This window comes from Spiroplasma endosymbiont of Ammophila pubescens, assembly GCF_964020965.1.
In the GTDB taxonomy this organism is placed as follows: Bacteria; Bacillota_I; Bacilli_A; order Mycoplasmatales; family Mycoplasmataceae; genus Spiroplasma.
Genome location: NZ_OZ026611.1, coordinates 1,108,907 through 1,135,797, shown reverse-complemented (window position 1 = coordinate 1,135,797; position 26,891 = coordinate 1,108,907). Strand labels below are relative to the sequence as shown.

At 24.0% G+C, this 26,891-nt stretch carries 37 protein-coding genes and 5 pseudogenes; 32 read left to right on the top strand and 10 right to left on the bottom strand.

Annotated features, from left to right (window positions below):
• The first annotated feature begins 15 nt into the window (after window positions 1–15).
• From ABNT63_RS07335 to ABNT63_RS07295, 9 genes and pseudogenes are all read left to right on the top strand, one after another.
• Window positions 16–165 (top strand): hypothetical protein, encoded by a 150-nt coding sequence (locus tag ABNT63_RS07335; protein ID WP_348735133.1) that lies wholly within the window; start codon window positions 16–18, stop codon window positions 163–165.
• Complete coding sequence (locus ABNT63_RS07330; RefSeq protein ID WP_004028164.1) at window positions 165–383, top strand: hypothetical protein; 219 nt, start codon at window positions 165–167, stop codon at window positions 381–383. Before ABNT63_RS07335 ends, ABNT63_RS07330 begins: the two co-directional genes overlap by 1 nt.
• 416 nt (window positions 384–799) lie before the next feature.
• Window positions 800–1,249: pseudogene (locus ABNT63_RS07325) on the top strand (DUF3627 domain-containing protein).
• Between the two features lie 138 nt (window positions 1,250–1,387).
• Complete coding sequence (locus ABNT63_RS07320) at window positions 1,388–1,591, top strand: DUF2649 family protein (RefSeq protein ID WP_348735132.1); 204 nt, start codon at window positions 1,388–1,390, stop codon at window positions 1,589–1,591.
• A pseudogene (locus tag ABNT63_RS07315) lies at window positions 1,591–2,604 on the top strand (hypothetical protein). The gene ABNT63_RS07320 and the pseudogene ABNT63_RS07315 overlap by 1 nt, the downstream one beginning before the upstream one ends.
• On the top strand, window positions 2,597–3,031 hold the full coding sequence (locus tag ABNT63_RS07310; RefSeq protein WP_348735131.1) for a hypothetical protein: 435 nt from the start codon (window positions 2,597–2,599) through the stop codon (window positions 3,029–3,031). Before ABNT63_RS07315 ends, ABNT63_RS07310 begins: the two are co-directional and overlap by 8 nt.
• Before the next feature lie 16 nt (window positions 3,032–3,047).
• Window positions 3,048–3,311, top strand: a complete 264-nt coding sequence (locus ABNT63_RS07305) for a hypothetical protein (RefSeq protein ID WP_348735130.1) — start codon at window positions 3,048–3,050, stop codon at window positions 3,309–3,311.
• 3 nt (window positions 3,312–3,314) lie between these two features.
• Window positions 3,315–3,512 carry a hypothetical protein gene (locus tag ABNT63_RS07300; protein WP_348735129.1) on the top strand — a complete coding sequence of 66 codons (198 nt, stop codon included), beginning with the start codon at window positions 3,315–3,317 and terminating at the stop codon, window positions 3,510–3,512.
• Window positions 3,513–3,563: 51 nt separating this feature from the next.
• Window positions 3,564–5,744, top strand: a pseudogene (locus ABNT63_RS07295) (spiroplasma phage ORF1-like family protein).
• A gap of 20 nt (window positions 5,745–5,764) precedes the next feature.
• On the opposite strand, the gene ABNT63_RS07290 reads toward ABNT63_RS07295, so the two are convergent.
• The 5 genes and pseudogenes from ABNT63_RS07290 to ABNT63_RS07270 all read right to left on the bottom strand — a co-directional run.
• The gene (locus tag ABNT63_RS07290) at window positions 5,765–5,908 is read right to left on the bottom strand and encodes a hypothetical protein (protein ID WP_348735128.1); all 144 of its coding nucleotides are present in this window, start codon (window positions 5,906–5,908) and stop codon (window positions 5,765–5,767) included.
• A gap of 81 nt (window positions 5,909–5,989) precedes the next feature.
• Window positions 5,990–6,587, bottom strand: a pseudogene (locus ABNT63_RS07285) (spiroplasma phage ORF1-like family protein); the annotation flags it as partial.
• 51 nt (window positions 6,588–6,638) lie between these two features.
• Window positions 6,639–6,761: a hypothetical protein gene (locus ABNT63_RS07280; RefSeq protein WP_348735126.1), complete on the bottom strand. Its 123-nt coding sequence runs from the start codon at window positions 6,759–6,761 to the stop codon at window positions 6,639–6,641.
• Between the two features lie 74 nt (window positions 6,762–6,835).
• Entirely contained in the window at window positions 6,836–7,243 is a 408-nt protein-coding gene (locus ABNT63_RS07275; RefSeq protein ID WP_348735125.1) for a hypothetical protein, read from the bottom strand.
• Window positions 7,236–7,445 (bottom strand): annotated as a pseudogene (locus tag ABNT63_RS07270) (hypothetical protein); the annotation flags it as partial. The pseudogene ABNT63_RS07270 and the gene ABNT63_RS07275, both read right to left, overlap by 8 nt.
• Window positions 7,446–8,439: 994 nt before the next feature.
• Between ABNT63_RS07270 and ABNT63_RS07265 the strand changes: the two are divergent.
• The 23 genes from ABNT63_RS07265 to ABNT63_RS07160 all read left to right on the top strand — a co-directional run bounded on the left by ABNT63_RS07265 (window position 8,440) and on the right by ABNT63_RS07160 (window position 23,392).
• Complete coding sequence (locus tag ABNT63_RS07265; protein ID WP_348735124.1) at window positions 8,440–8,583, top strand: hypothetical protein; 144 nt, start codon at window positions 8,440–8,442, stop codon at window positions 8,581–8,583.
• A 337-nt stretch (window positions 8,584–8,920) separates the two neighbouring features.
• Complete coding sequence (gene hisS / locus ABNT63_RS07260; RefSeq protein WP_348735123.1) at window positions 8,921–10,177, top strand: histidine--tRNA ligase; 1,257 nt, start codon at window positions 8,921–8,923, stop codon at window positions 10,175–10,177.
• Window positions 10,177–11,910: an aspartate--tRNA ligase gene (aspS, locus tag ABNT63_RS07255; RefSeq protein WP_348735122.1), complete on the top strand. Its 1,734-nt coding sequence runs from the start codon at window positions 10,177–10,179 to the stop codon at window positions 11,908–11,910. Before hisS ends, aspS begins: the two co-directional genes overlap by 1 nt.
• 367 nt (window positions 11,911–12,277) lie before the next feature.
• The gene (locus tag ABNT63_RS07250) at window positions 12,278–12,637 is read left to right on the top strand and encodes a type II toxin-antitoxin system antitoxin SocA domain-containing protein (RefSeq protein ID WP_348735121.1); all 360 of its coding nucleotides are present in this window, start codon (window positions 12,278–12,280) and stop codon (window positions 12,635–12,637) included.
• A gap of 344 nt (window positions 12,638–12,981) precedes the next feature.
• Entirely contained in the window at window positions 12,982–13,110 is a 129-nt protein-coding gene (locus ABNT63_RS07245) for a hypothetical protein (RefSeq protein WP_348735120.1), read from the top strand.
• Window positions 13,111–13,831: 721 nt separating this feature from the next.
• On the top strand, window positions 13,832–14,137 hold the full coding sequence (locus ABNT63_RS07240; protein WP_348735119.1) for a ParB/Srx family N-terminal domain-containing protein: 306 nt from the start codon (window positions 13,832–13,834) through the stop codon (window positions 14,135–14,137).
• A gap of 104 nt (window positions 14,138–14,241) precedes the next feature.
• Window positions 14,242–15,498: a hypothetical protein gene (locus ABNT63_RS07235; protein ID WP_348735118.1), complete on the top strand. Its 1,257-nt coding sequence runs from the start codon at window positions 14,242–14,244 to the stop codon at window positions 15,496–15,498.
• A gap of 85 nt (window positions 15,499–15,583) precedes the next feature.
• A complete protein-coding gene (locus tag ABNT63_RS07230; RefSeq protein ID WP_348735117.1) occupies window positions 15,584–15,979 on the top strand; it encodes a DNA methyltransferase in 396 nt (131 codons plus the stop codon).
• A 38-nt stretch (window positions 15,980–16,017) separates the two neighbouring features.
• Window positions 16,018–16,326, top strand: a complete 309-nt coding sequence (locus ABNT63_RS07225; protein ID WP_348735116.1) for a hypothetical protein — start codon at window positions 16,018–16,020, stop codon at window positions 16,324–16,326.
• A gap of 131 nt (window positions 16,327–16,457) precedes the next feature.
• On the top strand, window positions 16,458–16,688 hold the full coding sequence (locus ABNT63_RS07220; protein ID WP_348735115.1) for a hypothetical protein: 231 nt from the start codon (window positions 16,458–16,460) through the stop codon (window positions 16,686–16,688).
• Window positions 16,689–16,963: 275 nt separating this feature from the next.
• Entirely contained in the window at window positions 16,964–17,233 is a 270-nt protein-coding gene (locus ABNT63_RS07215) for an HNH endonuclease (RefSeq protein ID WP_348735114.1), read from the top strand.
• A 95-nt stretch (window positions 17,234–17,328) separates the two neighbouring features.
• Window positions 17,329–17,544, top strand: a complete 216-nt coding sequence (locus ABNT63_RS07210) for a YneF family protein (protein WP_348735113.1) — start codon at window positions 17,329–17,331, stop codon at window positions 17,542–17,544.
• Window positions 17,545–17,745: 201 nt separating this feature from the next.
• A complete protein-coding gene (locus ABNT63_RS07205; protein ID WP_431607838.1) occupies window positions 17,746–19,044 on the top strand; it encodes a PTS transporter subunit IIC in 1,299 nt (432 codons plus the stop codon).
• A gap of 20 nt (window positions 19,045–19,064) precedes the next feature.
• A complete protein-coding gene (locus tag ABNT63_RS07200) occupies window positions 19,065–19,268 on the top strand; it encodes a hypothetical protein (protein ID WP_348735111.1) in 204 nt (67 codons plus the stop codon).
• 348 nt (window positions 19,269–19,616) lie between these two features.
• The gene (locus tag ABNT63_RS07195) at window positions 19,617–19,853 is read left to right on the top strand and encodes a hypothetical protein (RefSeq protein WP_348735110.1); all 237 of its coding nucleotides are present in this window, start codon (window positions 19,617–19,619) and stop codon (window positions 19,851–19,853) included.
• A 506-nt stretch (window positions 19,854–20,359) separates the two neighbouring features.
• Complete coding sequence (locus tag ABNT63_RS07190) at window positions 20,360–20,644, top strand: hypothetical protein (RefSeq protein ID WP_348734955.1); 285 nt, start codon at window positions 20,360–20,362, stop codon at window positions 20,642–20,644.
• Between the two features lie 9 nt (window positions 20,645–20,653).
• Window positions 20,654–20,818, top strand: a complete 165-nt coding sequence (locus tag ABNT63_RS07185; RefSeq protein ID WP_348735109.1) for a hypothetical protein — start codon at window positions 20,654–20,656, stop codon at window positions 20,816–20,818.
• A 36-nt stretch (window positions 20,819–20,854) separates the two neighbouring features.
• A complete protein-coding gene (locus ABNT63_RS07180) occupies window positions 20,855–21,001 on the top strand; it encodes a hypothetical protein (protein ID WP_348735108.1) in 147 nt (48 codons plus the stop codon).
• A gap of 66 nt (window positions 21,002–21,067) precedes the next feature.
• The gene (locus ABNT63_RS11385; protein ID WP_431607837.1) at window positions 21,068–21,445 is read left to right on the top strand and encodes a single-stranded DNA-binding protein; all 378 of its coding nucleotides are present in this window, start codon (window positions 21,068–21,070) and stop codon (window positions 21,443–21,445) included.
• Window positions 21,436–22,089: a hypothetical protein gene (locus ABNT63_RS07175; RefSeq protein ID WP_348735107.1), complete on the top strand. Its 654-nt coding sequence runs from the start codon at window positions 21,436–21,438 to the stop codon at window positions 22,087–22,089. The genes ABNT63_RS11385 and ABNT63_RS07175 overlap by 10 nt, the downstream gene beginning before the upstream one ends.
• Window positions 22,073–22,612, top strand: coding sequence for an ERF family protein (locus ABNT63_RS07170; protein ID WP_348735106.1), 540 nt, complete (start codon window positions 22,073–22,075; stop codon window positions 22,610–22,612). Before ABNT63_RS07175 ends, ABNT63_RS07170 begins: the two co-directional genes overlap by 17 nt.
• A 128-nt stretch (window positions 22,613–22,740) precedes the next feature.
• A complete protein-coding gene (locus tag ABNT63_RS07165; RefSeq protein ID WP_348735105.1) occupies window positions 22,741–23,202 on the top strand; it encodes a hypothetical protein in 462 nt (153 codons plus the stop codon).
• A gap of 4 nt (window positions 23,203–23,206) precedes the next feature.
• Window positions 23,207–23,392, top strand: coding sequence for a hypothetical protein (locus ABNT63_RS07160; protein WP_348734963.1), 186 nt, complete (start codon window positions 23,207–23,209; stop codon window positions 23,390–23,392).
• Between the two features lie 19 nt (window positions 23,393–23,411).
• On the opposite strand, the gene ABNT63_RS07155 is transcribed toward ABNT63_RS07160, so the two are convergent.
• The 5 genes from ABNT63_RS07155 to ABNT63_RS07135 all read right to left on the bottom strand — a co-directional run bounded on the left by ABNT63_RS07155 (window position 23,412) and on the right by ABNT63_RS07135 (window position 26,886).
• Complete coding sequence (locus tag ABNT63_RS07155; protein ID WP_348734964.1) at window positions 23,412–23,699, bottom strand: hypothetical protein; 288 nt, start codon at window positions 23,697–23,699, stop codon at window positions 23,412–23,414.
• 134 nt (window positions 23,700–23,833) lie between these two features.
• Entirely contained in the window at window positions 23,834–24,475 is a 642-nt protein-coding gene (locus ABNT63_RS07150) for a hypothetical protein (RefSeq protein ID WP_348735104.1), read from the bottom strand.
• Window positions 24,476–24,498: 23 nt separating this feature from the next.
• The gene (locus ABNT63_RS07145) at window positions 24,499–24,831 is read right to left on the bottom strand and encodes a hypothetical protein (RefSeq protein ID WP_348735103.1); all 333 of its coding nucleotides are present in this window, start codon (window positions 24,829–24,831) and stop codon (window positions 24,499–24,501) included.
• 134 nt (window positions 24,832–24,965) lie between these two features.
• The gene (locus ABNT63_RS07140; protein ID WP_348735102.1) at window positions 24,966–25,958 is read right to left on the bottom strand and encodes a hypothetical protein; all 993 of its coding nucleotides are present in this window, start codon (window positions 25,956–25,958) and stop codon (window positions 24,966–24,968) included.
• Window positions 25,948–26,886: a hypothetical protein gene (locus ABNT63_RS07135; protein ID WP_348735101.1), complete on the bottom strand. Its 939-nt coding sequence runs from the start codon at window positions 26,884–26,886 to the stop codon at window positions 25,948–25,950. The genes ABNT63_RS07140 and ABNT63_RS07135 overlap by 11 nt, the downstream gene beginning before the upstream one ends.
• Window positions 26,887–26,891: the final 5 nt, after the last annotated feature.

Sequence of the window (26,891 nt, the reverse complement as noted above, 5' to 3'; positions counted from 1 at the left end):
GAAAGGAATTATATCATGCCAGTATGATTAACATGAATATTTAGTATTTTGATTTTGTTAGGTATTTTTGCGTGAATTGGTTTATCAATTTATCAAAAAGTTAGACAAATTCAAGGTAAGAAAAAAGAAAAAAAGGAACTTGAAAAAAAGGAGGATAGAAAATAATGAATTTTTTAGCAGATGCAGTTACTTTTGGGACTGGAATGGATTCTATTTGAACTGGGTTAGGTAATGCAATGGGTAAAGTAAAAGATGCTGTATATGGTATTTTACCGCAGTTAATGACCTTTTTAGGTGATGCGTGAATTATTTTAATTCCATTTGGATTATTTATTATTATTAAGATATTAAACTTTTTCCGTCATATGGTTAAAGGATTTTAATAGAATATAACACTATATTTTAAGTTATTTTAAACAAAATTAAGGCACACTAGTTTATTTATTTTTTATTAATTTATTTTATATAACTATTACTTTAAAACTTAATAGTATTTTTCAGTGTGCCAATTTTTACTATTTTATATATTTAACATTGTTAATAACATTGTTTATTAAACATTAAATAAGCAATATATTAGCATTATGTATAACATTGTTAATAATCAATGTTTTTATCAATAAATAAACAATATATAAACATTAAATATAACATTGTTTATTAAACAAACATTTAGTTAGGAGATGATAAGTAATGATTAATTATTTTGAATATAAATGTGAAACTTGTTTTAATGATATGAAAAGATTACGATTTGATGAATTTTATTGTTTAAATTGTTATGAAGGAGTTGAAAAAATTGAGTAGTTTTGTTAAGAAAAATCAAAATATAGAAAATTATTTTATTAGCAAGGAACTTATTCCTTTTGAAACAGATAAAGCAAGTTTTATAAATTTACCTAATCATAATCACAATATTGGTTTTTGATTGAGTAATAAATTTATTTATCCTAGTGAAAAACATTCAGAGCAAATAGCAATCGGTTTAATTTATAATAATTCTTATCCTATTGTAAAATATGATGAAAATTTAAAACGACATACTTGAAAGTATTTAACTGGAACAGAATTAATAAATTTATATAATTAATATAAACAAAACTATTTTACGCGTATGCACAAAGCATTATTTTTAAATGAACCTAAAAAAGTAAAAACAAATATCAATAATAATTTAATAAATTGAAATGATGAAAAAGTAGAGCAATTAATTCGCGATTTGGAAGAATTAGATAATGAGTTTATATAATTATTGAGTTCAATTTGTTAGTTATATTATTGGTTCAAATGCCCCTGAATTTTTATATGTTTTATCGTTTGTATTATTTATTATTTTATTTTTTGGTATGTTTTTTAAACTTATTCAGAAAATGTGGAGTTTTTAAAGATGCAAAATGATTGAGAAAAATTAAAAGAGTTTTTTATTCATGTCTTTTTGTTTATAGATAAAACAAATATTGAAAATATTACAACTTGAAATTTAACGCAAAATGAATATTTAACTCTGATGGTTGGTGTTTGAATTGTAATTTTGTTTTTAACATGGTTTTTATTGTGAATGATTTTTAAAATAGTTGGGTATTTTAAATAATGAAAAAGTTTGTATTTTTTCTAATAAATTTTTGTTATATTAATGGTTCAATGGTTTTGTTTAGTTTAATTGATTTATTGCTTTGAATAATTTCATTAAATTATACTGGTTTAGTATTTTGATTATTATTTGCTTTATAGTCTGTATATTTTGTTTGGTGAGTTTGAAAAAATGTTTTTTATCAGTTAAATGTTTTTCGTTTAGTTTACTTTATTTGGGATAATCCATTATCCGTAATTATTGGTAAATTAGTAACTGGTAAAACATTACTTTTAACTTTTTTATCACAAGTTATGAAACTTTTAACGAAGAAAATTTATAGTAATTATCCAATTGAAGATGATGTAATAAAACTTTTAACTTTTAATAACTTAGATTTTACTGATAGAACTAAATTAGTCCCACCTGATGATAGTTTAATTTTATTTGATGAGAGTTTTTTATATATTGATGGAACTAGTCCTCACGAAGTTAAAAAAGTTCATGGTGGTAAAAGTGTGTGGATTGTTTTAGCAAGACATTTTAAAAATAGAGCGATTTTTACTGTACAGCGTGAGGGTATGATGTGAAATAATATTCGTCATTTAGCAAGTGGTATTATTATTCCTATTTCATTGAAAAAACCCGTTAAGTCAAAATTAGGTAATATTTTTAATCGTTTTTTTATTATGCGAATTGGTATTTTTCAAGATATTACAGATTATGAAATTTGAAAAACAAAATTAGTAGAACGAACAGCAGAAGGTAAACGAGCAAAACATAAGTCGGATGTTGGATTAGGAATTCGGTTTTTTAAGATAATTATTCCCCTTGAATTTGCTAATAAATATGATAGTCATTGATTAAGTTTTGTCCGTGATTTGAAAAACGATGAGGTTGTTAATAAAAAAGAATATTTTTGAAAAGATATATCAAAATTAAATAATAAACAACGCTTAGAATTTTTTGATATTGATATTTTGAAAGAAAATTTAAAAGCAAAAAAAGTGAAAGGAAAGAAAAAAGATGAGTAATTTATTAAGTGAAAGCATTAATAATGATAATTGAAATAAGATTTTTAGTTTTATTTTTGATACTTTTTTATTTGTTTTTGATGTGATTTGAAATATTAAATTACCAATGACAAATATAACAATTGCTTATTTTTTAATCTTTTTTATGGTTATTAAATTATCAATTTATGCAATTCACGAAACATCAACTAATTATAACGATTTAGGTTCAACAGTTAAAAGTGGTGTTATTAATAGTTCTAAACTATACGGTGTTACTGTTCGGGGTGTTTCTAGTACTAAACAAGTTTTACAAAAACATATTAAAGAACGAAAACAATTTAAAGTTAGTCGCAATAAACAACAGTTATCAAGTTTGGCAAGACAAGCAAAAACAAGAGAACAATGGTTTAAAAGAATTCATAGCACTAAAAGAATAAAAAAATAAGTAAGGAGTTGTAAATATGAAAAATAAAATTTTGAGATTTTTAAAAAAATGATGATGAAAAACATTAATTTTTATTTTATGTCATTTTTTAGGTATCGCTTTATTATATTTTGCTGATTTTGAAAAATTTAGAGAGTTTTTTATAAATTTCGGTATTGTTGGAAATTTAATGTGTTTAGGATATTTATTAATTTGACTTGTTTTAACACTTTTATTAATTAGTTTTATTGATTTTTTAATAGAATATATATCATCAAAAATAAAAAGAAAGGTGAAATAAGCAATGATTAAGTTAGTTTTATTGGTAGCGGCAATCGCTATATTTGGAACTGGTTTTATTACAGTTATTATTAATCAGTTGACATCAGCAAAAAATATTATTATGGATTTATATAATTCTGATACTTTTTTACTTTCTTTGTTTGGCAAAATGGCAATTTTATTTATTCATCCACTAATGTTAACGATATCAAGTTTATAAATAGTTGGGTTTATTGTTTCAAAAACATTCTATAGTTAGGAGTAGTTAAATATGAAAAAAACAATATCTTTATTTTCAATATTTATTTTAGGTATTTTAAGCTTAGTTATTCCTTTGATTATTTTAACAGCGTTTAAACCTTTAAATCAACAAAGTTATAATGTTAAGCAACAATCAACAGGAATGAATGAAACAAATTTTATTAATACAATGTTTTTACGTAGTACTTTTTTTTGAAAATTGGTCAGAAACAAATTACTTTATTAATCCGACTTTAAAAACATCACAATCATTAACTTATAATGATAAATGATACTTAGATTTTTTAAAGGATAGTTATTCAACTGGTGTTTCTTATGATAAACCAAGTGATAAATTTATGGATTTATATAAAAATTGAGATAATTATGCTATACAATATAATATTAATAAATTTTATTATGTTGATAAAAAACAATTTTTAAGAGAATTAACAAATTTTATTTATTCTTTTACAACTAAATATAATTTAACACAGAGGTTAAATAAATTAAAAACAAATATAAATAATTTACAATCGGTTAATTTAATTGAAGATAATTGAAAAATTAAGTGCTCGTTCTAGTTTGCCAGATAATAAATGATATATTGCAATTGTTAAAAAGCAACAAACTGATGATTTTTCTATTATAAAATTTAATTTTTCAGATAAATCAGTTTGAAATGTTGGGGCACCTTATCATACAATTAATAGAGTATGATATATTGTTAATTCGTTTTATCAATGACAAGAAAATAATGAACCAGAATTACCAACCATTAACAAAAACACTGGTGAAATTACTGATTGAAATATTGATAGTCAAAATAAAATTAAATATTTTTTAAATAATTACTTAGATGTTATTGTTCAAGAAAATATTAGGGTTCAACAAGGCGGTAATCTAGATTATGATGATCCAAATTTAGGTAGTCAAAGAATTATTTTTGATTTTGAAATTATTAATAATTTGAATAAGTCTAGTATTGGTACTATTTTAACTAAAAAATCAATTTATCGAATGATTTTAACGATTGATGAACGAAAAAATATTATTGCTGGGAGTTTAGAGTTAACACATCTTAAGCAATATTGAAATGGATATGATTATAATAATTATCGGTATACTGATGATTTAGGTTTTTTATTTTCTTTTATGAAAGATAAAGAAAATATCTTTAATTTTAGTGCTGAAACATATAATTATTATCAAGGTAATACTCCTAATACTGGTAAAGAGATTTTTGAACAGATGAAAGGTCAAATTGATATTAATAAATTTTTAAAAGCATTTTTTGCTCATGCTTTAGTTTCAGTATTTCAAAATCGTAGTAATTTTATTGAAAGTGGATATATTGATAATTTACAATATGATACGGTTTTAATTAACTTTTTTGGTTTAAAATTAGTTAATTTTACAGATGTATTAATTGATAAAAGCAATATTAATAAAACTCAATTTGAAAAATTATTAAATAGTATGTTTACGGTTTCTCAAAATTTTTATAAAGATTATTTACGAACAATTTTTGATTTAGAAAATAATACTTATGTGCAAGGATATAATAAAAAATATGGTTTATTAGCGAATAATGGTTTTAAAATTTATCCACGTTACTTTTATTTTTCTGATAAATATAAATCATTAGATTTTAAAATGTACTCTGCTTATAAAAATTGGTTTTATAATACAAATTATGGTAATGTGTTTAACTATGATTTTTCTGTTGCAAATGATTATAATATTAATCAAAATGAAGGTTATGTTTTTGAAGGTTCTTTAAAAGATAAATATGGTTTAAAATATAAAAAAATTGAAGAACAAAAAATTGGTTATAATGTTTTTGAATTACAAGCACAAAAAGAAAATGATATGTATTGTTATTATGATTTTAATTTTGGTATTTATAACTGACAAGAAATAAATAATGGTGGATTATTTCCCGATGGTCAATGATGACAAGCACAATATGAAAGTTGTAGTTGATATAACTTAGCATGTCAATTCGTAATGCGGCAATTTAAATTGTTAATAATATTCCGGATGTAAAACAGTTAATGAATTAGCGAGTGGTGTTGGAAAAATATTTCAAACAATTTATAATTTTTTTAATCAAACATTCGAAGTATGAAAATTTAGTCCAGCATTATATAATACAATAACAAATATATTTTTATTAATTATTTTTATGAAATTTGTACGATTAATATAAAAAGGACTAATAAAGTCCTTTTATTCTTTTCAATCTGTAATTTTGCCAGTATCCTTATTAATTTCGGGTGTTTGTGGTTCATTAACTCCATCTCAACGATAAAATATTAATTCTATTGGTTTATTATTAAATTGTTGTATCATTCTTTTTCCAAATTTTATCATTTTATAGTTTTCAAAATTATTAATTCTAATTTTATCTTTTTGAGTATATTTTTCTTTTAAAATTATTTGATTTTTATATTTTAATATATATCATTTATTATTTTGTTTTTTAAATTCATTTTCTAAATTATTATAACTAATTAATTTTCAATTTTTAAATTTTAAATTAACTTGTTACAAATTATCAACACTTTTTTCTAATTTATTTATAATTTCAACAGTATTAAAATATTTTGCAAATGAATACGAAAAATTTGTTAATTCTTTTAAAAATTGTTTTTTTATCAACATAATAAAATTTATTAATATTATATTGTATAGCATAATTATCTCAATTTTTATATAAATCCATAAATTTATCACTTGGTTTATCATAAGAAACACCAGTTGAATAACTATCCTTTAAAAAATCTAAGTATCATTTATCATTATAAGTTAATGATTGTGATGTTTTTAAAGTCGGATTAATAAAGTAATTTGTTTCTGACCAATTTTCAAAAAAAGTACTGCGTAAAAACATTGTATTAATAAAATTTGTTTCATTCATTCCTGTTGATTGTTGCTTAACATTATAACTTTGTTGATTTAGAGGTTTAAACGCTGTTAAAATAATCAAAGGAATAACTAAGCTTAAAATACCTAAAATAAATATTGAAAATAAAGATATTGTTTTTTTCATATTTAACTACTCCTAACTATAGAATGTTTTTGAAACAATAAACCCAACTATTTATAAACTTGATATCGTTAACATTAGTGGATGAATAAATAAAATTGCCATTTTGCCAAACAAAGAAAGTAAAAAAGTATCAGAATTATATAAATCCATAATAATATTTTTTGCTGATGTCAACTGATTAATAATAACTGTAATAAAACCAGTTCCAAATATAACGATTGCCGCTACTAAAAAAACTAATCTAATTATTATTTATTCACCCTTCGATATCCTTGTTCTCTTGTTTTTGCTTGCCTAGCTAAACTTGATAATTGTTGTTTATTGCGACTAACTTTAAATTGTTTTCGTTCTTTAATATGTTTTTGTAAACCTTGTTTAGTACTAGAAACACCCCGAACAGTAACACCGTATAGTTTAGAACTATTAATAACACCACTTTTAACTGTTGAACCTAAATCGTTATAATTAGTTGATGTTCCGTGAATTGCATAAATTGATAATTTAATAACCATAAAAAAGATCACAAAATAAGCAATCGTTGTTTTTGTCATTGGCAATTTAGTATTTCAAATCACATCAAAAATAAACAAAAATACATCAAAAATAAAACTAAAAATTTTGTCTCAATTACTACTTTTTGATAATAAATTAATCATCTTTACCACTTCCTTTTTCTTTTTTAGGTTTTAAATTCTTTTTCAAAATATCAATATCAAACAATTCTAAGCGTTGTTTATTGTTTAATTTTGATATATCTTTTCAAAAGTATTCTTTTTTATTAACAACCTCATCGTTTTTCAAATCACGAACAAAACTTAATCAATAACTATCGTATTTATTAGCAAATTCAAGCGTTACAAAATCGGACAGCACCAGATAAAGAATTTATCCTTGATTCGCGGAAAAAGAATAATAATGTTGAAGACGAAATTGACTTAGAAAAACGGCCATCATTAGAACCAGTTAATAAGAATGATAGTGATGATATTGCATCATGAAATAAATATTATAAAGAAGATGTTTAATACTTTATTAATGTGAAAAAAGGGTTAAGGAAGAACTTAACCCTTTTTATATAATTTTATTACTTGCTATCATTTTAATCCTGTCTAAGTTTATATTAAAGAATTTAGTGGTCTTAAGTATCGATGGTTTTTACACTAAATTAATTTTTGGTTATTTCAAAATTATGTTAATATTATTATGAAAAAATATTGGAACAACTTTTAAATTTAAATTTTAAAAATAATTATAAATGAGGTAAAGGAAATGGTGTGTGAATTGGATTTTTAGATATAACTCCAAATTTAGACTGGGGCAGTGATTAATACCAGAATAAATTTTAAAATATAGGAGGAAAGTATGAAAAAAATGTTAATTTTAAAATGGTTTTTTTGATTTCTATTTTGTAGTAGTATATGTTCAACAAGTCTTTTTATTATTTTATCAATTATTAACTTTAATGTTATTTCATTTGCTATAGTACTTTTTATAATTTCATTTTTGTTTGCACAATGATGAACAAGTTTACATATATTAATGTTTTCCTCTTATCTTTTTTTATTAAAAAATAAAATTTTGTTTAATATATATAATATATTAACTTTAAATATTATTGGATTTGTTTTGTTTAAAAAAAATAAGAAAAAATCAAAGTAATAATTATTTAGATTTAAACGGTAGTTTTGTTTGTATTAAATATTTTTTTACTTTTTTTCGCATTTGCTTATATATGGTCATATAAATATTCCAAATATACATTAGTAGTAAAAAATGAATTAATATATTTATCTAATTATAATAAAATTTTATTTTGATATATATAATTAATATTTTAAAAATTCAATTTATTTTGATTGAATGATTAATTACGTTTAAATTATATAACGCAAAAAAACAAGTTTGATGGAGAGAAATAATGCTAAAAGATAGAAAAATAACAATTAAAGAGTTACAAACATTAGTATTAGGTGAATTGTATCAACGTGGGATTTAAAATTAACTAAAGGGAATAAAAACCAGAAATATTTTTAAAAGGCTAACAGGTCTTAAATATGAATGGTTTTTACAAGATAAATTGCTAATTTATTTTACTTTTCTAAAAAAATAGGTATAATTTTAATTGAAAGAAATTATTGTTGACAATAATTGAACAGAGAAATAGTGGCTGGTGGAAACTATTGGAATTTTAAAGCGTGATGACAACATGAAGATAAAATTTAATAGATTTTGACAAGTAAGCGCATTAACTAAAAGATAATGAAATAAGATGACACCGCGATTTTTCGTTCCTAAGTAATCTTTTAGTTTTTTATTTAGAAGGGAAGAAAGTTATGAATATCCAAAAATCACGAGGAACTGAAGATCTTTATTATGAAAAAGCAAGTGAATTAAGTGCTCTAGAATTAATGCTGCGTAGTCTTGCTATGCAATATAACTATCATGAAATTAGAACTCCAATTTTTGAAGCAAAAGATTTATTTGTGCATTCAGTAGGAGTAGAAACCGATATTGTTAGCAAAGAAATGTTTGAATTATTAAATAAAAAAGAGCGAGCATTTGTTTTACGTCCAGAAGGAACCGCACCTGTTATTCGCAGTATTATTGAAGATAAACTATATGGGAAATATGAATTACCATTAAAATTATTTTACCTTGGGAATATGTTTCGTTATGAACGACCTCAACATGGTCGTTTACGTCAATTTAATCAGTTTGGAGTTGAAGTGGTCGGAGCTAAGAATTATTTATTAGATGTTGAAGTTATTTTACTTGGTTATAATTTATTAAAAACACTTGGATTAACAAACTTAACATTAAAACTAAATTATTTAACAATTGGTGCAGCACGAACAAAGTATCTTGATGTGTTAACAGCTTTATTCCAAAAACAAACATTATGTGCTGATTGTCAAATTCGGGTACAAAAGAATCCATTACGAGTATTAGATTGTAAAATTGATCATGATAAATTTAGTAATGCGCCAAAGATTTATGATTATTTAACCCCAACAGAAAATGAAGAATTTGTGGCAATTCAAAAGTTGTTAACTAAATTAGGAATTCCTTTTACCTTAGATGCGCAATTAGTACGAGGATTAGATTATTATACTGGCGTTGTTTTTGAAATTGTGATTGAGGGAGTAGAACGAGAATTAACTTTACTAGGTGGTGGACGGTATGACCAATTAGTGCACACCTTTGAACCAAGTTTAGATTATCCAGCGGTAGGCTTTGCCTTAGGATTAGAACGATTGTTATTAACTTTAGCTGCGAATGATATTGCCCTAGCTGATGAGGCTTATCTTGATGCTTATTTAATTTGTTTATCTGATCATGCGCGTTATTTTGCTGCTTCGTTGTTGTTATTACTTCGAGCAAGTGGTTTTCGTGTTGATTGTGATTATTTAACACGTAGTGTTAAAGCTCAGTTTAAATCATTAGAGCGTTTGAAAGCAAAGAATGCTATTATTATTGGTGATGAAGAATTGAAAAAAAATGTTGTAAAAATTAAGAACCAACAAACAGGAAAAGAACAAGAACTTAAGTTTGACAAGATTATTACAGTTTTAAGTAAGGAGAAGAAATAATGAAGAGAACACATACTTGTGGTGAATTAACATTAAAAAATGTTAAAGCAAAGGTTGTTTTAAGTGGTTGAGTGGCAAAGAATCGTCGGTTAGGGGGGATTATTTTCTTAGATTTACGTGATCGAACAGGGATTACACAAGTTGTTGTCCAACCAATGCATCTCCAATATGCGATGATTAATACAATTCGAAATGAATTTGTTATTAGTGTTGAAGGTGTTGTAATTGAGCGAAAAAGTAAGAATTTAGAATTACCAACCGGGGCAATTGAAATTGCAGCTAAACAAGTCACAATTTTATCAAAAGCCGAAACGCCGCCATTAATTATTAATGATGTCACTGATGCGTTAGAAGATGTTCGAATGAAATATCGTTATTTAGATTTACGTCGACCAATAATGCAACAAAAAATTATGTTACGAAATCAATTAGTGCAAACAATTCGGCAATTTTGTCATGCTCATCAATTTATTGATATTGAAACACCAATTTTAAACAAATCAACACCAGAAGGTGCCCGTGATTTCTTAGTTCCCTCGCGTTTAAATCCCCATAATTTTTATGCGTTACCACAATCACCGCAATTGTTTAAACAGTTATTAATGTTAGCCGGATTTGATAAATATTTTCAAATTGCAAAGTGTTTTCGCGATGAAGACTTACGAAGTGATCGTCAACCAGAATTTACGCAATTAGATTTAGAAATGAGTTTTGTTGAGCGCGATGATATTATCCATTTTGTTGAAACATTATTTCAAACAATTATGCAAGATGTGATGAAAGTTAAAATTAAAACGCCCTTTCTTCGGATGGAATATAATGAAGCAATTGAAAAATATGGCACTGATAAACCAGATACGCGTTATGATTTACAGTTATTTGATGCAAAAGATATTTTTGCGAAAACTGAATTTAGAATCTTTGCAACAGCGTTAAAAAAGGAGTTGAATTTAAAAGGGATTTTTCTTCCCCAATTAGTCAGCAAAAAACAAGTTGAAGAATTAACGCGGATTGCCCAACAAAATAAAGCACAAGGGTTAGTATGAGTTAAACAAGAAAAAAATAATTGAGAAGGACCACTTGCAAAAGTACTTAGTGATGCTGAAAAAGCAAAATTATTACAAAAATGTAATAAACAAGCTGGAACATTCTTCTTTGTTAGTGATGAAAAAGCAGTTACTTGCCAAGCTTTAGGAGCAGTCCGAGTATCATTAGCTAAAATGTTTGCTTTAATTCCACCGAATGAATATCACTTCTTATGAATTGTTAATTGACCATTATATGAATGATCAGATGAAAATCAACGTTATGAAGCAGCTCATCATCCTTTTACCGCGTCAACTAGTGAATTTATTGATAATTTTGAGCAGAAAATGGCAACTGCGCGTGCTGATGCTTATGACTTAGTTTTAAATGGTTATGAAATTGGGGGAGGAAGCATTCGTATTCACCAAAGTGAAGTTCAAACCCGAATGTTTAAATCATTACAATTATCAAACCAAGAAATTGAGAACAAATTTGGTTGATTTTTAAATGCTTTTAATTATGGTGTTCCACCCCATGGTGGAATTGCATTTGGACTTGATCGGTTAGCAATGATTTTAACGAATAGTGAATCAATTCGGGATGTGATTGCTTTTCCGAAGAATACAACAGGAACTGATCCAATGACAGCTTCACCAAGTCCAGTTGAGGACAAACAGTTGGATGAATTAGGGATTAAGTTAAAATAATAAATATATAACAATAACTAGCAATATAATTTTTATGAAATATTAAAACTATAGCAAAGGTAATATTCTTTATTGCCTTTTTTTATTTTGAGTGAAGAGATTTATTTTGTTTTTGATTATGGATATTTTTATATATAATTAAATTAAGAAAATAACTAGAAAAAGATATTAAATTATTGATTTAAGAAAAGGAAATAAATAATTTATAATTATGAGTGGATGAAGAACATTGATTAGACAAATACAAGCAAATAATCAAAGATGAAGAAGAATAGAAAAACAGAAGTATCTTTTAAACAACAGCAAAAAATTTGTAAAAAAAATCGAAGTTTAATATATAAATTAAAATGTTAAATAGGTAATAAGTGTGGAAAAATATGGGGCAAAAAATATTTCAAATTATATATTGAAATATTTTTATGATAAAGAATGTACAACTGATGAATTTGCAATGTTTTTATTAGAAATTAATAATTTAAAAATGCAAAAAATATTATATTTTTTATTTGGATTTTATTTTTCTGAAACAAAACAAGAATTATTTCCAAAAGATTTTTATGCTTGAAAATATGGTCCAGTAATTCAAAAATTATATTATTTTAATAAAGAAAAGGTAGAACAAAGTGGAGAAATAAATTTACCAAAAGATGCTTATTCTAAATATATGTATGAGAATCCAAATATTAACTTTATTATCATTGATAAGATTTTATCTAATATATTATAAAATTATCAACTTGAACATTGGTTGAAATGAGTCATAAAGAAGGAACACCTTGAAGTAAAACAAAACAATCTATGATTATAAAAAAAATAATTAAAGATTATTTTAATGACATAAAATTAGAAGAAATTTAATTTAATGAAAAATCGTTATATTAAAGTCCCTTCAATTGTTGAAAAAAATAAATTACATTTTTCATTAAAATATTTTAATTTTTCAAACTCAAGTTCATTAAAATTTAAAAATTATAAAAAATTTTTTAATAAATTACAACAATGTCATAATCAAAATATAGATGAATTAATAAGTAATAACCAAATAATTATGATCAAGCAGAGCTTGCAAAAATGAAACAAACAGCAAAGAAATTAACTCAATCAATAATTAAAAGTAAAAAAACTTTTAGTATAGAAGTTATGGATAAACTTGGATGTTTTTATCTTTTACAAATTGATGAAAATCATAATTCAAGGTAACAAAAAACAACAATTAATCAAATTCATACAACAAGTTGAAAAAAAGAATTTCAAGATATTGAAAATAATTTGTTTAAAGAAATAATAGAAAATAGGTGAGAATAAAGTGAAAAAATATTTTCTTATAGCATCATTTATAACAATGATTTCATTTTCATCAATATCATTTACTCAATGTTCATGTTCAGGTCATACTACACAGTGTAGAGATGGAACTTGGTCAAATTCTTCAGGAAAAGGAACTTGTTCAGGTCATGGTGGAATCAAACGAAACAAAGTAAAAAAATAATTAAAGGAAAAGTATATTACTAAAATAATATATTAATTTTTAAAAAAGTGAACTTATGTGGGTAGGCACAATTTAAAAGATGAAAAATTATAAAAATAAGTAGTAATTACTACTATTTTTATGTAATATTTAATTATAATATTAACTTATCATTACTTTTAAAATATTTTATAAACAATTAAGAAAGAGGTTTTTAAAATGAGAATTGCACGAGGAATTGTTTGGACTTTAGCTTAAACAAAGAGAGCATATAAAGAACAATAGAAACAAAATGAAAAATATAAAAATATGCTTGAACATTTATGACCAATGTCAGAAGAAAAAAAGCTAAAATTTGATCTATAAATTCAAACATTATAAATAAAGAAACTAGTAAAACATATTCTGAATTTTTTTATAAGAATGTTACCAATCAATCCAAGATATACCAATATGGAAGAAATTAATTTTAAAGACTTATATTTTCCAGAATATTCAGATATTAATATTGCACAAGAATTATTGAAGTATGAAGGAGATTTGAGTGGTCTACTTGAACTAATTGTTTCAATTAAAAATAATGGGTTTTTATATATAAATGATAAAATTCTAATTTATTTAGATAAAGATAGTAGTTTTTATTATATCTTAGAAGGAAATAGAAGATTACTGGCTATTAAATTAATTAATAAAGAATTTTCCTTTGGTGATGTATGTGGTGATAAGCCATTTTATGAAAACACAAAACAAGTTGATTAAGAAAAAAATAAAAATAATATTATTTTTGAAATAAATCGAATGAATAAACTTTTTGTTTCTGAACAATGATTTTTTGATGTTTCAGCAGAAAGTAATGAAATTATTTGGAAAACAATTTATTCAAAACATATTGGGAACAAATTGGTAAGCGTGATTGGTCACGTGCAAAATATTTTGATGATTTATTAAAAATGTTTGAACGTATGCGTAAAAATAAAAATATTGATAATTCAATAAATGAGCTTTCCATATTATTTGGTAAAAAAGTCGGAATAATTAAACAAGATATTAGAAGTGCAATATGGATTATAAGATCATTAGAAATATATAATAAATTTCATAAAAACTTACCTATTGATTTAAAACAGATGGAAGTGTCTGGATATGAGTTATTATTAGCCCAAAAGTTATTAATTAATGGTCGTGAAAAAACTATGAGAGAAATTTTAAATATAGAAATTGATATTGATACTTTAACATTTTCATATAATAAAAATATTAAAGAAGAAAAAATGGAAAAAATAATTGATTTTTTAGTATTGAATGCTAAAGAAAAAAAGATAACTACTCGTGAAATTAAAGAAGAAATTTATAATGAGCTTAGTGATGTAATTGGTTATTCATTGTCAAATAAAAAAACTCTAAACCTTACATATAATGCTTTAAAAGAAAAAAAGAAAAATAATAAATTAAATGACATAGAAAATGCCCAATATCAATTATTAACAAATTTAAAATCTGATGACATAGATACAAATGAATTTATTGATAATCCATATGATAGTAAATTTATTAGATCAGTAAAATATATGATTAGAAATGATTTAAAAACATTATCTAATTTAAAAAATTTTGATGAAAGTGAATATTCATTTACAAATGTTGCATTAACTATAAGAACTATAATTGATTTATTAATTTTAGAGTTTTTTTATAGAGTACAAGGTTCGACAGATTATTTTATATCTAAATTAGGATGTTCAGCTGAGGACATTAATAAAATTAATGATTTTATATCAATTTATGATGATTCAATAAACCATGACGTTGGAAAAATAACAAGCGTTCTTAGTTCTATAGTAAATTCAAAAGATTCATCAAATTTTGCAGAATTTATCATAAAATTAATAAAAATTAAATATAATAAAAGACTAGAAGATTTAAGCATTGATATAGATTCCTCATATTCTATAATTTTACGAATAGTAGATTATAAAAAGAATGATGATTCAAAAACAAATAATTTTTCTTTATTAAATAATTTAGTTCATAAGCCATATTGTGGATTTGAGATGAAAGATGATATTAATATGATTGATAATTTAAACAAGATGTATAATGCAGTAAAAAGATATAGTTAAATTAATAGATATTAATACTGAAGATATTTATTTATTAAATCCTGAAGTTATTTGAAAAAAACATAGCCGTCTTTGAGGTGATTGAATGCATCGAATATGTTCTTGTATAGCGATGTTTTCTCCTGCATTAGCTGAATATTTTATCAATGAATATGCTCCTAATGATAATGACATAGTTTTAGATACATTTTCGGGGCGTGGCACTACTTTATTACAAGCAAGAATTCTAAACAAGCAAGCATATTCAATAGATTTAAATCCATTTGCATATGTTATTAGTCGTTCTAAAACAAAAAGTTTTATTAAAGATGAAATAATTTCAAGAATAAATGAATGAGAATTAGAATATTTACAAACTCAAAATAATTGGAATAATTTAGATGATATTAATCAAGATTTAAAAACTTATTACAGTGATATAAACTTAAGACAAATGTTATTTATAAAAAAATATATGGTGAAAATTTTGCAGATTTATTAGATGAAGATAATTTTATTTTAACTATTACATTAGGAATTATGCATGGTTCAATGAGAAAAACGGGGGGAAGTATTTATCTTTCTCTAAGTATGAGCAATCATACATCAATGGCTGTTAATTATGTAAAAAATTATGCTTTAAAACACAATTTAGTAAAACCTGAAGATAATATTTTTGACAAAATTCGCAATAGAACTAGATATATCCTTAAAAGATCTACATTTTATAATAACAATGCTCAAGTAAAATTAGGCAATGCATTAAATATATCTGAATATTTTAATATAACACCTAAGTTAGTATTCACATCACCACCATATTTAAACATAATTAATTATACTCAATAGAATTGATTAAAAATGTGAATGTTGGGTTTTAATACTAAAGAAAATAATAAAAATATTAAATTAGATGATTGTCATAGTATTAATGAATATAAAAATTTTATGTTGCAATATTTAAGTAATATATCAGAAATATGTGACAAAAAATCAACAATAGTTTTAGTAATTGGCGATGTAAAAAAACTGATAAAATAGAATATTCTTTTGAAAATATATGAAATGAATTTAAACATTTAACTGATTTAGAACTAATTAAAATTTATAAAGATAACATAAAACAAAAATTAAAAGCTACTAATTCAATGGGAAAACGTGCAGGTAAAGCAACTAGAGTAGATAAAATTTATGTTTTTAAAAAACGATAGTGTTATACTTATATTGTAAAATTGTATTAGACTTCTAAGCAGTGCAGTACAGACTTTATATGATGCAACAATTAATTTAAATCAATGGTTAATAAATAAATCAATGGTTAATAAATTAAAAAAATAGTATATTTATATAATTATATAATGCCGCAATCAAAAGAAGTTATTCCCTTTGTTTTTTACGACAATGATGTTGAAAGTGTTATTACTAGAATTTATCAATATGAGCAGTAAACTTAAGTTTTATGAAAAAAAAGGAGGTTTAATGAATTATGAATTTAGATGATAAAGCTATTATTGCATGAAATAATGCCGAGAACTGCAATTGTGATATTCAAGATTGTGCAGAAAATCATAAAATTTGTTATTTATGTGGTGATACAATAATATATGGTGCTCATGAAAGTGTAAAAAATCAACGAAACAGCAAATTCAAATGGAATATTGATCATATTATACCCAAATCACAAGGTGGAACAAATTCAAATGATAATATCATTGTTGTCCATGTTAAATGTAATCGAAGAAAAGCAGATTCTTAAAAACCAGGAAAATAAGACTTATTTTAAAAAATATGTTAAAATATTATAGGAATTATGCTAATAATTATTTATTACAAAAAAGGAGGACAACAAGAATGCCTTGATGAGGAGGACTTATTATTGGGATTGGTTGTTTAGTTATTGGTGGGGTTTTAGGATTTTTAATTACCAAAAAAATTGTGCAAAAACAATTACATGATAATCCCCCAATTACTGAAAAACAAATTCGAGCAATGTATATGCAAATGGGACGCAAACCGTCGGAAGCAGATATTAAAAAGGTTATGAATTCAATGAAACGTGCAAAATAAGATTGGATTTAATATCTTTTGCCAATAATGTAACACATGTTAGATTATTATTTAACATGTGTTAAAGAAAAAAATAAAATCAAAATAGACATATGTTACATATGTTATGTTGATTTAAGATGTTAGAAGAAACCTTCGTTATCTTAATACTACAAAGATGATAATTAGCAAGGAGGAATAAAAATGTCGAGTTTTTTATCTTTAACAACTGGCGATTATGTTTTAAATTTCTTTAAAGAATTTATTGGCACACCAGCAATCTTGATTGGTTTATTTGCTCTTGTTGGTTGTTTATTACAACGCAAGAACGGGTTTTTAATTATCGGTGGGGGAGCTGGGATTTTAGCTGGTGCAGTTGGTAAATTAGGAAATGCTTTTAATTTATTGTTTGGGATTAATGGGATTATTGCTAATAATGTTGTTATTCCTGGGTTATTTTTAAATAGTTTACCAAAAATTGTGTTAGCTGGATCATTAATTATGATTTGTGCAATGTTATTAAATATTTTATTAGCACGGATTACCACTTATAAATATATTTATTTAATTGGCCATGTCTTATTTTACTTATCAGTAATGTTTGCTAGTGTTTTAAATTTAGCGGGGTTAAATTTAGCTGAAGATTTACCAATTATTGTTATTACTGGTGCATTATTGGTATCGCTATGAATGATTATTTCGCCAGCATTATTAAATAAATATGTCATTAAAATTACGAAATCCGATACCTTAGCAGTTGGCCATACCGGATCATTATCATACTTGTTTTCTGCTTGAATTGGAATTGTAATTGCAAAAATAAGTCGCAAACCACTTAAATCAACAGAAGAAATTAAGTTTCCAAAAGGATTAAGCTTCTTACGTAATACTAATATTGCAATTGCAATAACAATGGTTTTCTTATACTTAATTATTTACTTTACTGCATGGGGTGTGAAAGGCTATGATGCCTTAGTTAATGCCAACATTCTTAATACTGGTCAAGATCATAGTTTTATTGGCTGAGCAATTGTGATTCCAAGTATTGTTCCGCATTTCTTTGTCGGAGCAACCGCTGGTGTTTTTGGTAATGCGTATGGAGGCGTATGAGGAGCAATCTTTGGTCCATTTCTAAATGAGATTTTAATGACTTTTATTCCATTCTTATTTTTTGGTTTAAAATATATGCATACATTAACAAATGTTAATGGTAGTTTAAACGGTTTAACATGAGGAGATAGTGATTTTCTCTTAGGTTTACCAATTGCTGGGTTAGGACAGTTAGTTGGGCGAAAAGTTAGTTTATGATTGTTACCAGTTCTTGCCGTTATCCTGTGATTAATATTACCACTTCTTAATTTAATAACTTTTTTTACGAACAAAAAAAACATTACCAAACAAACCCGCTTCTTATTAAAACTAATCTTAATGTACCATCCAAGCAACCTATCATTGCTTCAAACCTGCCACTTAAAACTACCGATCGTAATAAACTTGTTGCTGTTTGCGGACAAGTATTAGGTTTATAATTATTAATTGAAATGAACATTAAAAAGATTGTACAAGAATTAAATTTACCGCACTTAGAAATAACTCATACTAATGTGAATGCTTTTGATGCTACTGATCAACAAATTTTAGCAGTTATTTGTGGTACTGATTTAGCAGATTCAATTCCATATCAGAATAAAATTATGTTAGATAATTTATTAGATGAAACAGAATTAAAAGAAAAACTACTATAATTTTTACAAGAATATGAATAGGTCGCATGTAAAAAAGAAGGGTTTTAACAAATACATAGAAATTGAATAAGAATAATAATTAAACCATTTACTAAAATGGTTTTTTTTATTTGTAAAACCAAAATTATTAATTGATTCAGAGAAAGGACAGCATTTTAAAATCTTAAAATAGAAACTTTTATTACAACTTTTTGATACTCTCCTTAAGTTGTTTACACATTTATTAAATATCTTAGAAATCTTTACAAAGTGTACCTGTTTTTTCTCCAATTTTAAGGTGTTGTCCTTTCTCTGTTTCAGTTAATTAATTTGCTAATAAAAAAACTTAATAAAAGAAAGGAGTAAGTAATGAAAAATAAGCAACAACAAATTTGTGATATTGATAACTGCTATAAAACAATATCATTTATTACTGAAGAGTTTTCATTAAATAAGGTTTTATGAACTTGTGAAAAACATAAAGATTTATTAAATCGGACAAAAAATAAAAAACAAAAGCGGTTTTATCAAAAAATAGAAAATTCAAAAATTATTTTTGATTGAGAAACGGGTTTTTTAAAACTTAAATTTTATAAAACAATTTAATGCAGTGTGGGACTGTTATTTTTAATAACTAAGTGTTTTTATTCCACATGGCGGTCTAGCCCAGCGGTAATGTAAGTCCGGAAATAATAGACGCTTTAACAAGCGATAGTCGTGATAAGTGCGAAGTCAACATCAAACGACAATAAATATTGAGATGGACACTTTATAAATAAATTTACGATAGATATTACTTCTTAGAAGTGGCAGCGGTTTTACAAACCACAAAGCCAGCACTAGGCTCTTCAAAGTGCAAGTGAATTTATTTTAAAAACTGAACGCTTTGACCTGAAATGGTGCGGATGAAGAGAGAGAAAACTCTCTGGCGGCAAAAAGAAAAAACAACTGTGTATTATTAAATATTCAAACAATTAACATACCGCCACCGCTCACCCCAGTGAGGCGGATGGCGTAGTAAGTAAATAGATAAATACTTATATAACTAATTCTCGCTTGGCACTTTCACTTGGGAGTGAGTTCTAGCGAGTTAAAAATAGGAGGAAAAATAAATGACAGAATATAAAAGTTTGTATATTAATAAAACTTGAAATGAAATAACAACATCATTTGATTGAGTTAATTGTCAACCTATTAATTGTCGTATTTCACATCATAAAAAGCATTATGATTTGCAATGTTTAGAATGAGCCAAAATGTACTTAAATTTATTTAAAGACAAGTGAGATGTTATTGTTTCATATATTCAATATTATAAAATTAACGATATTTTAGATTTAGCATCCGATGGATGAAAAATATTACAAATTGACAAAAAAATCAAAGGAATAATTTAGGAGGTTTTTATGAAAAAGTTAAATAAAACTTGTTTTAAACAAAGATATTGAGGTTATTGTTTTCATAAAGAATGCAATCAAGAAAATAAATTAAATGAATTAATGCGTAAAAGTTATTTAGTTTCATTTAAAAATATGACTGATGAACATTGAACATTAGGTAAACAACATTAGGAGGAATAATTATGGAAAAAAAAATACTTATTAGTAATGAAATATGAAAATGAAGTTCTAACTAAATCGTTTTATACATTAAAAGAAGCAAAACTTACTGCTAGTGTTGAAAATGAAAATGAATGATTAACAACAATTATTGATTTAGAAAATGAAAATATTAAATGACAAGGATGTGAATAATATGTATAAAGATGAAGATGGAAAAGTTTATACCGAAGAAGACTTATTTAAAGAACAACAAAAGATATTGAAATTAAGAAAACTCAAAATGGGAAAGAATATGCAATTTTTAATTTAACAATAGCACGTCCATATTCAAAACAAAAAGAAACTGATTTTATACCTTGTCAAGTTTGAAATAAACAAGCAATTACTTTACAAAAATATTGTCAAAAAGATAGTCAAATAGCAATTACTGGTGTTTTACAATCTTTTAAAGATAAGGATAATAAAATACATTGAATAGTTCAAGTATCTAATTATGAATTTTTACATACAAATAATGATTTAAAAAAATCTGATAAACCACAAGAAAAAATAGAATTTAATTCATCTGAGACAAAAGAATTATTTAATAATGATAATCAAAATATTGGTAATGATGAAACAATTTTATGAGATTAGATTTAAAACCTTTATATATTTTTAATGATGAATTACATAAGTATAGTATTTTAATACCTAGTGTAAGTAAAATTGTTAATATTTTAGTGCCAAAATATTTTTCACAAATTGATGAGAATATTTTAAAATTAGCACAAAATCGTGGAATATGTTTACATAATATGATTGATGTTTGAATAAAAAATAATTTTGATGATGAATTAATTCAATTTATTAATTGTGAAATAAAATCACATCGTGAATTATTTAAAAATTTTACAAAACTATATCAAGAAACTTTTAAAGATATTAAATTTAAATATTATGAAACTGAAAAAACACTTTATAGTCCTTTAATGTGTGGGACAACTGATTTTATTGGAATAACAACTGATAATGAATATATAATATGTGATTGAAAAATTAATAGTTCTAATGAGAAAACAGATATTGAACGCTATATTTGACAATTAAAACTTTATTATTTATTAGAAAAAGACTTTTGTATAGATAATAAAAAAATATTAATGATAATTATAAATCCAAAATTAAAAATAGTAATTAAAGAAAAAGTTGATATTACTAAACAAAATTTAGAACAAATTAAAGAAGCAATTTTAATATGACAAGAAAGAGAGGAATGAGAAAATGCAACAAGAAACTAAAAAAACATTAATAGCAAGTATTGGTGAAATACAACACGATTTATCATTATATTTAGAAAAAAACCAAACAATGGAAATGAATGGTAGAACAATTTATAACTATTTTGGTGAAGCACAAGTATTAGAATTAGTTAAAAAAGAATTTAAAAAGCATCATATTACATATATTTGAAGTTATGTAAAAGATACTTTAAAAATAATTAATGATATACCATATTTTGAAATGGAATTAACTTTATGTAAAGAAACAGAAGAAATTAAAACTTATTGACCTTTTACGGGTAAAAATACTGACCCCGCTAAAAGTATTGGGTCAGCATTAACTTATGGAGTTAAATATGTTTTAAGTAAATTATTAGGTTTACCAACCGAAGAATTAGACCCCGATAATAGTGAAATAAGTAAAATTAATTCTAAGCAAGAAAAAGAACAAACAGAAATTATTAACAATTCAAATCCAAATTGAATGAGTGAACAGCATTTTAATAATATTAAAAATTTTATTACAAATACAAAAATATAACAAGATATTATTTCAAAAGGTAAAAATTGATTAAAAGAAGAATTAAATGTTGAAAAATTATCACCAGTTCTGATTAGAAAACAAAGCGAAGAATTTTATTATCAATTTAAAGAAAGATTTTTAAGATAATGATAAAAATAGGTATTGACCCATCCGGAACTGGCACTACGGCTATTGCTTTTTTTGAAGATAATAAATTAATTGATAAATATGAATATACAAATCGTGATTGAATTGTACAAACCAATATTATTTTAGATGAGTTAAGAGCAGAAGCAATTATTAATATTGAAGATTGTTTATATACATCTGCTAATGCGAGTAAAGATAGAGATGATTTATTAAAACTTATAGGGGCAATTAAATATAAAACAGAAAAATTATTAAATATCAATTGAGTATCACCACGCCATACTAAATCAGTTCTTAAAAATATGGAAAATTTGAGCAAATATAATGATAGTTGTATATGAAAATTTGAAAAAGATGCTAATTTAATTTATCAATATGGTAAAGGTTGAAAATATAATAATGAAAATATAAGTAATCATTTACGAGATGCTATTATTATTGCTAATTATGAAAGCTAATATTATGAAACATTCATTTAATCAAAAAACAAGAAAATATTATTCTAAATTAATTCGAAATGTTAATGTTTACTTAAATGAAAATGAAGAAAAAGTTTGAAATGAATTCAATGACTTTACTTATTCACAACGAATAGAACATCTTATTAATTTTTATATAAAACATAATAAAGGAAAAATAAAAAAATAACCTTAATTTGTTATTTTTTTTAAATACTATTTGTTAGTTGTCTAATAGCATCTTTTTGTTCTTGTTTTTTGTTGTTTACTTTAACTTGCTTTTTAACATTTTTAATTTGACCTGTTTTTAATGCTAATTCTGTTGCATATTCAGATCCTCGTAAATGTTTTTCGTGGGCAATAACAGCAGTTCTTAATTCTCTAATTTCTGCTTTATATTTTTTAATTTTTTTAGCAGATAATCCAAGAATACCAAGACTACCCATTCCGCCTGCACCTGCTAACACAAGTAAAGCAATCATTAATGTTTCATTCATTTTATTTAATTCCTTTCTTATCCTTACTCAAACAGTGGCCATCTATCCTTTCATAACAAAATAATTTATAAATTAAACTATATAACCACCCAAAAATATCAACCGCCCCTATATATAGTCTATTTTAATAAAATTTAATTATTATTGTTTATATTTAATTCTTGTTTAATTTCTTCTTGTTTTTGTTTTTTAATATTTTCATTTTGTATATTTTTTAATTTTTCTTCTGTTATGCCATCTAAATTATTTCATTGTTTTGCTATTCGTGGTTGAACGACACGCGGATTAATACGGCAGTCCAAACAATGTCGTAAATGGTATTTTTTTCATTTTGATTTATCAATTCAAATGATAATTAAAGAAATTATTAAAGTAATTAAAGGTAATATTGTAAATACTAATCCCGTTTTAGAAACTTTTAATCGTGGAATATCAATTTTCATATCTACTTTTGGTTTACTACTAGCAACAAATATACCCTGAATTCCGTGTGTAAATAAAGGTGTTAATAATATGGCAATTCCATTACCTCAATATTGACCATAATTATATCAATTAATATTATCTTTTATTGCATTAATCATGTCATATTCTAATCAACAATTTAATACTAAAAATATCAATGTATAAAAACTAACTACTCAACTACGAATTTTATATTTCCTTTCTCATTCTCTAATATCTTTATGAGTTCAATTATAAGTCGGAATAGGGTCTTTTTTAAATCAATTTCAAGGTAAGACACCCTTTAATCAAGTTGTTTTATCTTGTTTCATAATTATTTACCTCATTTAATTTTTTATTCATTTTTATTTAATTCTAATCATTTTTTATTGAATAATTCTTTAATATCATTTCTATTATTTGAAATAATTCTTCATATTGGATGTTTTTCAAATAAATTTAATTCATTAATAGTTGTTGCACTATTTATTTTTCTTATCACTATATCATAAGAGTCCGATGTTTCTTCTTGATACTTGGGTAAATCAATATCCATATCACGCTTATAAATAAAATGTGGTTCATCTGCCATTAATTCGCTATTATTTATTAATTTTCTTTTAATTGTTAAATCTTTAATAACAATATTATTTGTGTCATTTGAAATTGAGCCATCTTGCTTAATCATTATTCTTTGATATGAATTATCTGCTAAAAATGTAAAAATTGATTTTTGTGATATTGTTTCAAAATAATATGTTACAAATTTATTAGCAGATGAATAGTCTGTTATTGAAATTGATATTTTATAGTAATATTTTGTTAAATCATAATTTGGAATTTAAATGTTAATTTTTCGTTTGCATCTGGATAATTAATTAATTCTCAATCATTGGCACCACTAATAGATATATCACCACTACCTAATAATAAATTACCATTAATAGTTTTAATATTTGTGCCACTTACTAATTTATCTTGTTTAAGATTAATATCTTGTGATGTTTTTACAATATATTTACCATCAACTTTTTCAATATAATTTTTATTAAAATCACTATCTTTAATAACATCCGATGGAATTTCACCACTTTGTTTTGCTTTTCAAACACCATTTTCTTCATAAATAGTATCATTATCAAATGGAACAATAATTTTAATATATTCGTTATAATCAATTTTAGAAAAATCATTAATAGTTGGATAAAAAATATTTATTGAATTATCTGTTTGTAATCGTTCTTTTAATCAAAATAATAATGTTGGATAAAAAGTTTTTTTATTAATATGTTTATATTCTTCTTCTCATGGATGAGAATAATTATCTAAACTATAATTATAAGGTCTAGATACTGTTTTACTAGATATAATATCAATAATTTCACCTGCTAATTTTAAAGCATTTTTAACATCACGAGTAATATTTTCATTTGCCTCAGGGTCATTAGTTTGTGAATAATCAACTCCACTTTGTGAAAATGATGCACTACCAGTTAAATCATTTACTCCTTTTGGTAAATATCAATTTATAACTGCTAATAAACAAGCAGATTGAATATAATTTAATCATTTATAATATTCAATTAAACCAGTATTATCTTTTTTTACTCATGGAAATAAATCTTTTTTATTAATTTTATCGGAAATTGTCCCACCTGATAATCTATCCATTCATAAACTAGTTTTTAAAATAGCATTATAAATTAAATTATCATTATAAGCAGATTGTTTTCTATAATTAATAGGTTGTCAAAGTTTACTTTCTTTAACATCTTCAACTGTTATAAATAACAAATTACTTAAATTATTTTCCATATAAAACACCTCTTAATTGATTACGATATTTATTTTTTAAATTACTTGGCTTATAACTATTAATTCTTGTTCTTGTTTTCTTAATTGTTTTAATAGTTTGATTAATTTTGTAAAACATATTTTTAACTGGTGTTTTATATAAATTCTTAATATTTTTAACATCACTTCGGCGTTCACGATACCATTTTTTATTATTAATTTCACCAGCAAAATTAAAATTAAAATGTCCAATTTTTAAATTATTAATAAACTTTTTAATTTGATTTAATTTTTGAACTATTGGTAATGTTAATTTAGTAGTTCCTTTTGGGTATTTTTCTTTTAATGCTTGTGGTAATCGTTTTTTAATATAATTTCTTAAATGACTAGGTAATCATTTTCTTAATCAATAACGCCAAAATAAAGTTCCTGCATTAGATACAGCATTACTTAATAATTTTCAAATTTCAACTGGAACACTAGGATAAACATATGGACCATAAAATTTCGGATGTTTTGCTGTTTTTGTATATATTAAAATAGTTAAATTACCTGTTAAAGTTAACTTATTTGTAATATTAAACATACCACTATCAAGTCAACTACTATTTAAAGGTTGTCAATTAGTATTTAAATAATTTTCATTTTTAAATTGTTTTCTATTTTTAATATTATTATCTTTTTCTAATTGACTTAATATTTGTTGTATTTCTTTTTTATGACCTTTTTTAATTAAATCTAAATAAGTAAATGGATTTAATCACTGATAAATATCTTCAACTTTATTTGTAATTTTATTATATTTATCACTAATATAATTAATTGGCTTTAATATTTTATTTTTAACTTGATTAGCTCTATTAATTAAATTTACAAATTTACTTATTAAAGGTTTATTTTTTAAATTAGATACTAATAAAGTTAAAACGCGTAATATTAGTAAATTCATTTTAT